The organism is Actinotalea sp. JY-7885 (assembly GCF_014525465.1).
In the GTDB taxonomy this organism is placed as follows: Bacteria; Actinomycetota; Actinomycetes; order Actinomycetales; family Cellulomonadaceae; genus Actinotalea.
In genome coordinates, this window is sequence record NZ_JACEXH010000151.1 from 1 (window position 1) to 7876 (window position 7876).

At 75.2% G+C, this 7876-nt stretch carries 9 protein-coding genes; 3 read left to right on the forward strand and 6 right to left on the reverse strand.

What is annotated here, in order from left to right; translation table 11 throughout:
- The 4 genes from IDM29_RS12820 to IDM29_RS12835 form a co-directional block, all read right to left on the reverse strand.
- Positions 1-207 (reverse strand): hypothetical protein (locus IDM29_RS12820; RefSeq protein WP_188037594.1); only part of this gene is annotated, 207 nt, incomplete at its 3' end.
- Positions 204-908: a hypothetical protein gene (locus IDM29_RS12825; RefSeq protein ID WP_182112486.1), complete on the reverse strand. Its 705-nt coding sequence runs from the start codon at positions 906-908 to the stop codon at positions 204-206. The genes IDM29_RS12820 and IDM29_RS12825, both read right to left, overlap by 4 nt.
- 55 nt (positions 909-963) lie before the next feature.
- A complete protein-coding gene (locus tag IDM29_RS12830; protein WP_182112487.1) occupies positions 964-1278 on the reverse strand; it encodes a hypothetical protein in 315 nt (104 codons plus the stop codon).
- 76 nt (positions 1279-1354) lie between these two features.
- Positions 1355-2107, reverse strand: coding sequence for a YbaB/EbfC family nucleoid-associated protein (locus tag IDM29_RS12835; protein ID WP_182112488.1), 753 nt, complete (start codon positions 2105-2107; stop codon positions 1355-1357).
- A gap of 167 nt (positions 2108-2274) precedes the next feature.
- Here IDM29_RS12835 and purB point away from each other — a divergent pair, with 167 nt between their 5' ends.
- Complete coding sequence (gene purB / locus IDM29_RS12840) at positions 2275-3771, forward strand: adenylosuccinate lyase (protein ID WP_182112489.1); 1497 nt, start codon at positions 2275-2277, stop codon at positions 3769-3771.
- Positions 3772-3787: 16 nt separating this feature from the next.
- Here the strand turns inward: purB and IDM29_RS12845 are convergent, their stop codons facing one another.
- Both IDM29_RS12845 and IDM29_RS12850 read right to left on the reverse strand, forming a co-directional pair.
- Positions 3788-4606, reverse strand: coding sequence for a hypothetical protein (locus tag IDM29_RS12845; protein WP_182112490.1), 819 nt, complete (start codon positions 4604-4606; stop codon positions 3788-3790).
- 62 nt (positions 4607-4668) lie between these two features.
- Positions 4669-6006 carry a glutamyl-tRNA reductase gene (locus tag IDM29_RS12850; protein WP_255491684.1) on the reverse strand — a complete coding sequence of 446 codons (1338 nt, stop codon included), beginning with the start codon at positions 6004-6006 and terminating at the stop codon, positions 4669-4671.
- Between the two features lie 74 nt (positions 6007-6080).
- Between IDM29_RS12850 and hemE the strand changes: the two genes are divergently transcribed.
- The gene (hemE, locus tag IDM29_RS12855; RefSeq protein ID WP_182114345.1) at positions 6081-7139 is read left to right on the forward strand and encodes a uroporphyrinogen decarboxylase; all 1059 of its coding nucleotides are present in this window, start codon (positions 6081-6083) and stop codon (positions 7137-7139) included.
- Positions 7136-7876: protoporphyrinogen/coproporphyrinogen oxidase (locus IDM29_RS12860; protein WP_375372411.1), on the forward strand; the 741-nt coding region annotated here is incomplete at its 3' end. The genes hemE and IDM29_RS12860, both read left to right, overlap by 4 nt.

Here is a 7876-nt window from a genome sequence, read left to right on the forward strand (position 1 = left end):
CCGCGCCGCGACGGCGACCGCGAGCAGGACGGCGCCCAGCACGACCGCGAGGCCCGCGACGCCGGCCAGCACCGCAGCGCGGTCGCCCTCGGTCGGGACGGCGCGCCAGAGCAGGACCGCCATGGCCACCGAGAGCACCACGGCCAGCACGGCATACGCGACGCGCGCGGCCAGCACCCGGCGCCGCGCGGCGTCCGCGTGCGTCACGACACGGCGCCCGCGGGCCAGTGCCCGTTGAGGAACCCCGTGTTCTCGTTGATGACCTTCTGCTCGAGCGTGTTGCGGGCGGACGTGCAGTCCGACTTGAGCTTCGTCCCGCCGCCCCAGATCGCCCCGAGGGCGATGCCGTACGCGCCGGCCGCGATGAAGATGCCCGCGGGGATGCCGAAGATCGTCGCCGAGGAGGCGAGGGCCCCCACGATGCCCGCGATCAGCGCGAGGAGCGCGCCAACCATCGCCGCCCAGAAGACGTAGATGCCGGTCTTCACGGCGTCGAGGGCGGTGGTGATGCCGTCGGTCATGCTCGACTTGATCTTGTCGAGCGCCGTCTTGTGGAGGCTGATGCGCTGCGCGTACGTCTGCGCCGCGGAGCCCGTCCACGTGTCGTCGACCTCGAGGTTGCCCGCCTCGGCGACCTGGACCTGGGCACTCACGGTGCCGCCGACGCTCGTGTTCCACGAGCTCGCGGTGGACGAGATCAGGCCTGGTTCTCCCAGGTTCTGGGCGATGAACGAGACGTTGTCCCAGAACTCCTGGGCCTTCTCCATCAGCCAGTTCCACGCGTCCATGATCTTGTCGCCCACCCAGGAGGCCCAGCTGGGGATCTTGCCGAGCCAGTGGTTGACGTTGTCGGCCAGGTCGTGGACCGCCTGGTCGACCTCGTCGAGCAGGTCGAGGATCTGCTGCATCGTGGTGCCTTCCGCTGTCGTTCGGGGTGTCGGGGGTACGGCGGGCGAGCCGGCGCTACTTCGGCTGCCAGAGGCCCGCGAAGGCGGCGCGCTGCGCCGCGTCGTTCGACTCGTAGGCCGCCTTGACCTGCTTGAGCGTCGTGGAGATCGTCTCGGTCTCCGTCGCGCCCTCGCTGAGCAGCGTCTGCAGCCGCGCGCGGGCGGCCTCGTACACGGGGACCAGGCCAACGACCTCCGCGGCCCACGAGAGCTCGCTCGTGACGAGGGTCATCCCGACCGTGGTGGAGCTCGCCGTGGAGAGCACGTCGGAGACCCCTCCCCACATGCCCGCGTCCTTGCTCAGCGCCTCGAGCGCGACATCCAACGACATGCTGCTCCCCCTCCTCGACGGTGACCGGGGCGCGTGCCCCGGTCGGACTACACCTTGGCCGAGCCGGCGGCTCGTGTCACCGGGTCATGCGAAGTCGGCGCGCGAGCGCCTCCGGGTCGTTCGCGAGCCGCTCGAGCTCGCCCAGCCGCGTGCCCGCGACCACCGAGGCCGGCGTGCGGCCGCCCGCCGCCCGCAGCGCGGCGGCCTGCGCCTGGACCGTCTCGCGTCCGATGTTGGCCGGGTGCGCGCGCTCGAGCCAGCCCTCGTCGTAGCGCACGCCGACGACGTCGCCCGTGCCGTTGACGACGACGCGCACGTGCCCGGCCTCGCTCGTGCCGACGATCTCGGCGCTCTGCGCACGCGCAACCTCCGCCTTCGCCTCGTCGATGCTCGCGAGCACCTCGCGCAGGAACTCCGCGAACGCGTCGGTCGTGGCCTGCGCCTCCTCCGGGGAGGCGTGACGCGTCACGTACTCATCGATCCGGCCGGCCAGGGACTCGTAGGCCGGGGGCAGCGGGCGCGTCGCGGGCGCCGGCGCGTCGAGCTCGTCGGCGACCGCCTCGCCCCACTGCGCCATGCGCGCCATGGCGGCTTCGGTGCGTGCGTCCATGACGGCTGGGGCCAGGCCCTCGGGCGCGAGCTCGTCGCGCCACGTCACGGGCACACGGACCTCGACGAAGTGGCCCGTCGGCGTGACGACGACCGTCACCGTGCCCGTCGCGTCGGTGCCCGTGAAGGTGCCCTCCGCCGCGCCGCTCGCGCGCTCGAAGCGCTGCTGCATGCGGTCGATCTCGTCGCGGCGGTCCGCGAACGCCTCGATCTGGTCCACCCGTCTGCCCCCTTGTCCTCGCCCTCCGCGCGGTCGCGCGTGGCACGGATCACAGCAGAGCATGGCCCCGAAGGGAAGGGAGCGCAGCACGACGGGGCCGTGATCACCCGATCGAGCGTCGTGGACGCGGGCCGCGGGCGCCGACGTCCGTCTGGGAGGATCGCGTCATGTCTGCGACCGATCCCCACCGGACCGACCACGCCGCGCAGCCCGCTGGGGCCGCCGCCCCGCTCCGCGCACGGCGCAGCCTCGCGGAGCAGACGCCCGCGATCGCGCTCGGCCCGCTCGACGGCCGCTACCGCGGCACCGTGGCGCCGCTCGTCGACCACCTCTCGGAGGCCGCGCTGAACCGCGAGCGGCTGCACGTCGAGGTCGAGTGGCTCATCCACCTCGCGGCGCAGCGCGTGCTGCCGGGAGCCCCGGCCCTCGCGGACGCGGACGTGGCGTACCTGCGCGACGTCGTCCTGGACTTCGACGCGAGCACCGTCGCCGAGCTCGCGGCCACCGAGCGGGTCACGGTGCACGACGTCAAGGCCGTCGAGTACCTGCTCAAGGAGCGCATCGCCGCCGCGCCCGCGGTCCTCGGCGAGGGCACGGTGCTGCCGCAGGTCACCGAGCTCGTCCATTTCGGGTGCACGAGCGAGGACGTCAACAACCTGTCCTACGCCCTCATGGTCCAGGGCGCGGTGCGCGACGTCTGGCTGCCCGCGGCGCGCGCGCTCGTCGACGAGGTCGCCGCCATGGCCCGGGAGCACGCCGCGGTGCCGATGCTGGCCCGCACCCACGGTCAGCCGGCGACGCCGACGACGCTCGGCAAGGAGCTCGCCGTGCTCGCGCACCGCCTGCGCCGCCAGCTGCGCCGCATCGAGGGCGCCGAGTACCTGGGCAAGCTCAACGGTGCGACGGGCACCTACGGCGCCCACCTCGCCGCGGTCCCCGACGCCGACTGGGTCGAGGTCTCGCGCACGTTCGTCGAGCACCTGGGCCTCACCTGGAACCCGCTGACGACGCAGATCGAGTCCCACGACTGGCAGGCCGAGCTCTACGCCGACGTCGCGCGCTTCAACCGCGTGCTGCACAACCTCGCGACGGACGTGTGGACGTACATCTCCCTCGGCTACTTCGCGCAGGTCCGCGGGCAGGGCACCGTCGGCTCGTCGACCATGCCGCACAAGGTCAACCCGATCCGCTTCGAGAACGCCGAGGCCAACCTCGAGATCTCGTGCGCCCTGCTCGACAGCCTCGGGGCCACACTCGTGACGTCCCGGCTCCAGCGGGACCTGACGGACTCGACGACGCAGCGCAACATCGGACCCGCGTTCGGCCACTCCCTGCTCGCGATCGACAACGTGCGCCGGGGCCTCGCCGGTCTCGACGTCGACGCCGCCGCGATGGCGCGCGACCTCGACGCCAACTGGGAGGTGCTCGGCGAGGCCGTCCAGTCGGCCATGCGCGCCGCCGGCGTCGCGGGCGTGCCGGGCATGGACGAGCCGTACGAGCGCCTCAAGGAGCTCACGCGGGGCCGCCGCATCACGGGCGACGACCTGCGCACCTTCGTCCTGGGCCTCGGCCTGCCCGACGACGTCGCCGCACGCCTCGCCGCGATGACGCCGGCCACCTACACGGGCGCGGCCGCGGACCTGGTGCGGTTCCTCGACGCCTGACGGCGTCCGGCCGGAGTCACCCCTGCGGGGCGCCGGCCCCGGGCCCGTCGCGCCGCGAGAGCCGCCGGATCCGCTCCTCGATGCTGGTCGCTGCGGTCGGGGTCGGGGTCGAGGTCGGGGTCGGTGGCGCAGCGGGCCGCGGCTCGTCGTCATAGGGGGCGTCGGTCACCGGCACCTCGGGATCGAACAGCTCGCCCTCCGGCTCCTCGCCGGTGCGGAGCCGCTCGAGGTGGTCGATGAGGGCGAGCACCTCGTCGAGCGTCGCCCACCCGTGCGCGACCGTCCCCCGGCGCGGCACGAGCAGCAGCCGCTCGCCGCCCGCCTCGAGCGCCGCGGCCGGCGCCGTCGCGCTGCCCGCGGTGTGCGACGCGGCGGGCATCACCGCCTCGACGCGGTGCCACGGCACGCTCGCGCGGAGCTGAGGACGGCGGCCCCCGAACCACAGCTCGAGGCCGGACCCGTCGACCGCGAGGGTGGCCTGCGGCAGCAGGCCGGTCGCGACGTAGAAAGGGTCCACGCCGAGCGCCTCGAGGCCGTCGTGGTACCCGTCGCCGAGCGCGACCTGAGCCAGGTCGTGCAGGGGACGCTCGACCCCGACGGCGTGGAACCGGTCGGCAGAACGCAGGCCACCGCGGAGCATCGCGACCCCGAAGAGGCCCACGAACGCGCCCGCGAGGACGCGCCCGGCGCCGTCCGCGCCGCCTGCCGTGGCTCCCAGCACGCCGACGAGCCCCATCAGGCCCGCCAGGCCGACGGCTGCGCCCACCGTCACGATCACCGCACCGGGCACCGCCCAGCGCCACGCCGAGACGCGTCCGACACCCGATGAGGTCATGGCTGCTCCGAGGGCTCGTCCGGCGGGTGGGGGTGGTCCGGCAGCCGCAGACCCGTCAGGCCTCAGTCAGCACGGTGCCGAGGGGCGGACCGGTCAGCCCGCACGGCCGGTGCGCCGTCGCGCGGCACGTCGACGCCGAAGACCACCTCGACCGCGTCACGGTACTCCGCGTGCCGACCGCGCCGCGCGTGCTCGCGGGCGCGGACCGCGGGGGTGTGGAGCATCGCGGCCGCGAAGCGGCGCAGCGCGCGCTCGGCGAGGTCCGCGCCCGCCTCGTCGCCCCGCGCCCGCGCCGCGGCCCGCGCCCGCTGGACCTCGGTGTCGAGCACCTGCTCCACGTGGCTGCGCAGCGCGACGACCGCGGGGACGGCGCTCTGCTCGGCGAGCGTCGCCTCGAGCTCCGCGACGCGCTCCTCGACGATCGCGAGCCCGGCCTCGACCTCGGGGGTGACGGTCGTCGGTGAGTGACGTTGCACGGCGGCGAGGTCGATCAGCACGACCCCGGGCACGTGCGCGACATCCGGGTCGATGTCGTGGTGGAGCGCGAGGTCGACGAGGACCGTGGGACGCGGCGCGCCCACCGTTGCCGAGCGCTCGCGCGCCGCGGCGACCATGGCGGCGTCGACCACCGGACCGAGCGCGCCGCTGCACGAGACGACGACGTCGACCTCCGCGAGCGTCTCGCCGAGCCCGCCGGCCTCGACCGCGCGCAGCCCGCGGTCCGCCGCGAACGCCTGCGCCCGGCCCGACGGCGAGTACACGGCCACGTCGGTCACACCGCGCGCGCGCAGCGCCGTGAGGCTCGCGCCGGCGTACGAGCCCGTGCCGATGAGGAGCACGCGGGCGCGGGAGAGGTCCACCGCCTGGCCCGCGAGGTCCAGCGCGACGCCCACGACCGAGCGCCCCGCGCTGCCGAGGCCCGTCTGCGACCCCACGGCCCGCGACGTGCGCGAGGCGACCTGGAAGAGGCGCTCCAGGGTGGGCGACGTCGTGCCGTCGCGGCGGGCCGTGCCGAGCGCGCGGCGCACCTGGCCGGCGACCTCGCGCTCCCCCACCACCATCGAGTCGAGCCCGGAGGCGACGGTGAACAGGTGTCGCGGCACGGCCGGCCCCGAGCGCAGCTGGAGCGAGGCGGCGACGTCCTCGTGCGCCAGGCCGCTCGCGGCGGCGACCGCATCGACGGCGTCCCGCGCCACGTCCGCGAGGGCCGCGTCGTCGTCGGGCGCGGCGGCGACGTCCAGGTACACCTCGAACCGGTTGCAGGTGGCGAGCACCACGCAACCGGTGACGTCTGGGCTGTCAGCGACGACCATCGCCCCCACCGAGTGCCCCCCGGAGCTCAGCTGCTCCAGCACGTCGAGGTCGAGGTCGCGGTGACTCGCCGTGAGGGTCAGGAGCACCACAACGTCGCGATTCAATCATTCGCGAGAATGGTTGGCACAATCGCGGGGTGACGCTGCCTCAGGAACACCCCATGATCGACGGCCGCACGACGCATTCCGCGCTGGTCCGCGCTTTTCGCGGCGAGGCCGGACGCATTTCGAGTGACGCGGAACACATTCCTGCGCCGGTGTGGTTCATGCGCCAGGCCGGGCGGTCGCTGCCCGAGTACCGCGAGGTGCGCCAGGGCGTGACGATGCTGGCGTCGTGCCTCGAGCCGGAGCTCGCGAGCGAGATCACGCTGCAGCCCGTCCGCCGCCACGGCGTCGACGCCGCGATCTTCTTCAGCGACATCGTGGTGCCCCTGCTGCTGGCGGGCGTGGACGTCGACATCGTCCCCGGCACGGGCCCCGTCTTCGCCGAGCCGGTCCGCACGGCCGCGGACGTCGCGCGGCTCGCGCCGCTCGACCCGGACGCGCTCGCCCCGGTCACGGAGGCCGTCGCCCGCACCGTCGCGGCGCTGGGCGGCACGCCGCTGATCGGCTTCGGCGGCGCACCGTTCACCCTCGCGAGCTACCTCGTCGAGGGCGGGCCCTCCAAGGACCAGCTGCGTGCCCGCACGCTCATGCACGCGGAGCCGCAGACCTGGCGCGCGCTCATGGACTGGGCGGCCGACGTCACGGGCGTGTTCCTGCGGGCCCAGGTGCTGGCCGGGGCGAGCGCGGCCCAGCTCTTCGACTCGTGGGCCGGCTCCCTGTCGCTGGCGGACTACGAGGAGCACGTCGCGCCCGCGTCGAGCCGCGCGTTGTCGCACGTGGTCGACCTCGGCGTCCCGATCGTGCACTTCGGCACCGGGACGGGCGAGCTGCTGCGGGCGATGCGCGACGTGGGCGCCGACGTCGTCGGCGTGGACCACCGCATCCCGCTCGACGAGGCGAACCGCCGCCTCGGCGGCACCACACCGCTGCAGGGCAACATCGACCCGGCCTACCTCGGCGCACCGTGGCCGGTGCTCGAGGCGCACGTGCGCGACGTGCTGCGCCGCGGCGCCACCGCGCCCGGGCACGTGCTCAACCTGGGCCACGGCGTCCCGCCCCAGACCGACCCCGACGTGCTCACGCGCATCGTGCGGCTCGCCCACGGCGAGGAGTGACGGCCGTGCCCGGGGACGCTGACGTCGTCGTCGTGGGGGGCGGGGTCGCCGGGCTCGTCGTGGCGCGGGAGTGCGTGCGCGCCGGGCGCCGCGTCCTGCTGCTCGAGGCCGGCGACCGCCTCGGCGGCTGCGTCGCGGGCGTCGAGGTGGCCGGGCTGACGCTGGACGCCGGCGCCGAGTCGTTCGCGACCCGGTCGAGCGCGGTGCCGGACCTGCTGGCCGACCTCGGCCTGGCCGACGACGTCGTCGTCCCCGCGGCCCGCAGCGCGTGGCTCCAGCTGCCCCGGCGCGCGCTGCCCCTGCCGCGCACGGGCGTGATGGGCATCCCCGGGGACCCGTGGGCGGCGGACGTCCGGCGGGCGATCGGGCTGGTCGGGGCGCTGCGCGCGTCCCTGGACCGGGTGCTCCCGGCGCGCGTCGGCGGGGGTGACGCGGGCGGCGCGAGCGTCGGTCACCTCGTCCGCACCCGCATGGGGTCGCGCGTCCTCGAGCGGCTCGTCGCCCCCGTGGTCGGCGGCGTGCACTCGGCGCACCCCGACGACGTCGACCTCGACGCGGTCCTGCCGGGGATCCGCGACCGCCTCGCGCGCCACGGCTCGCTCGCCGCGGCCGTCGCGGCGGTGCGGGCGGCGGCACCGGCCGGGTCGGCGGTCGCGGGCCTCGACGGCGGGATGCACCGGTTGGTCACGGCGCTGGAGCGCGACCTGCGCGCCCGTGGCGGCGAGGTGCGCCTCGCC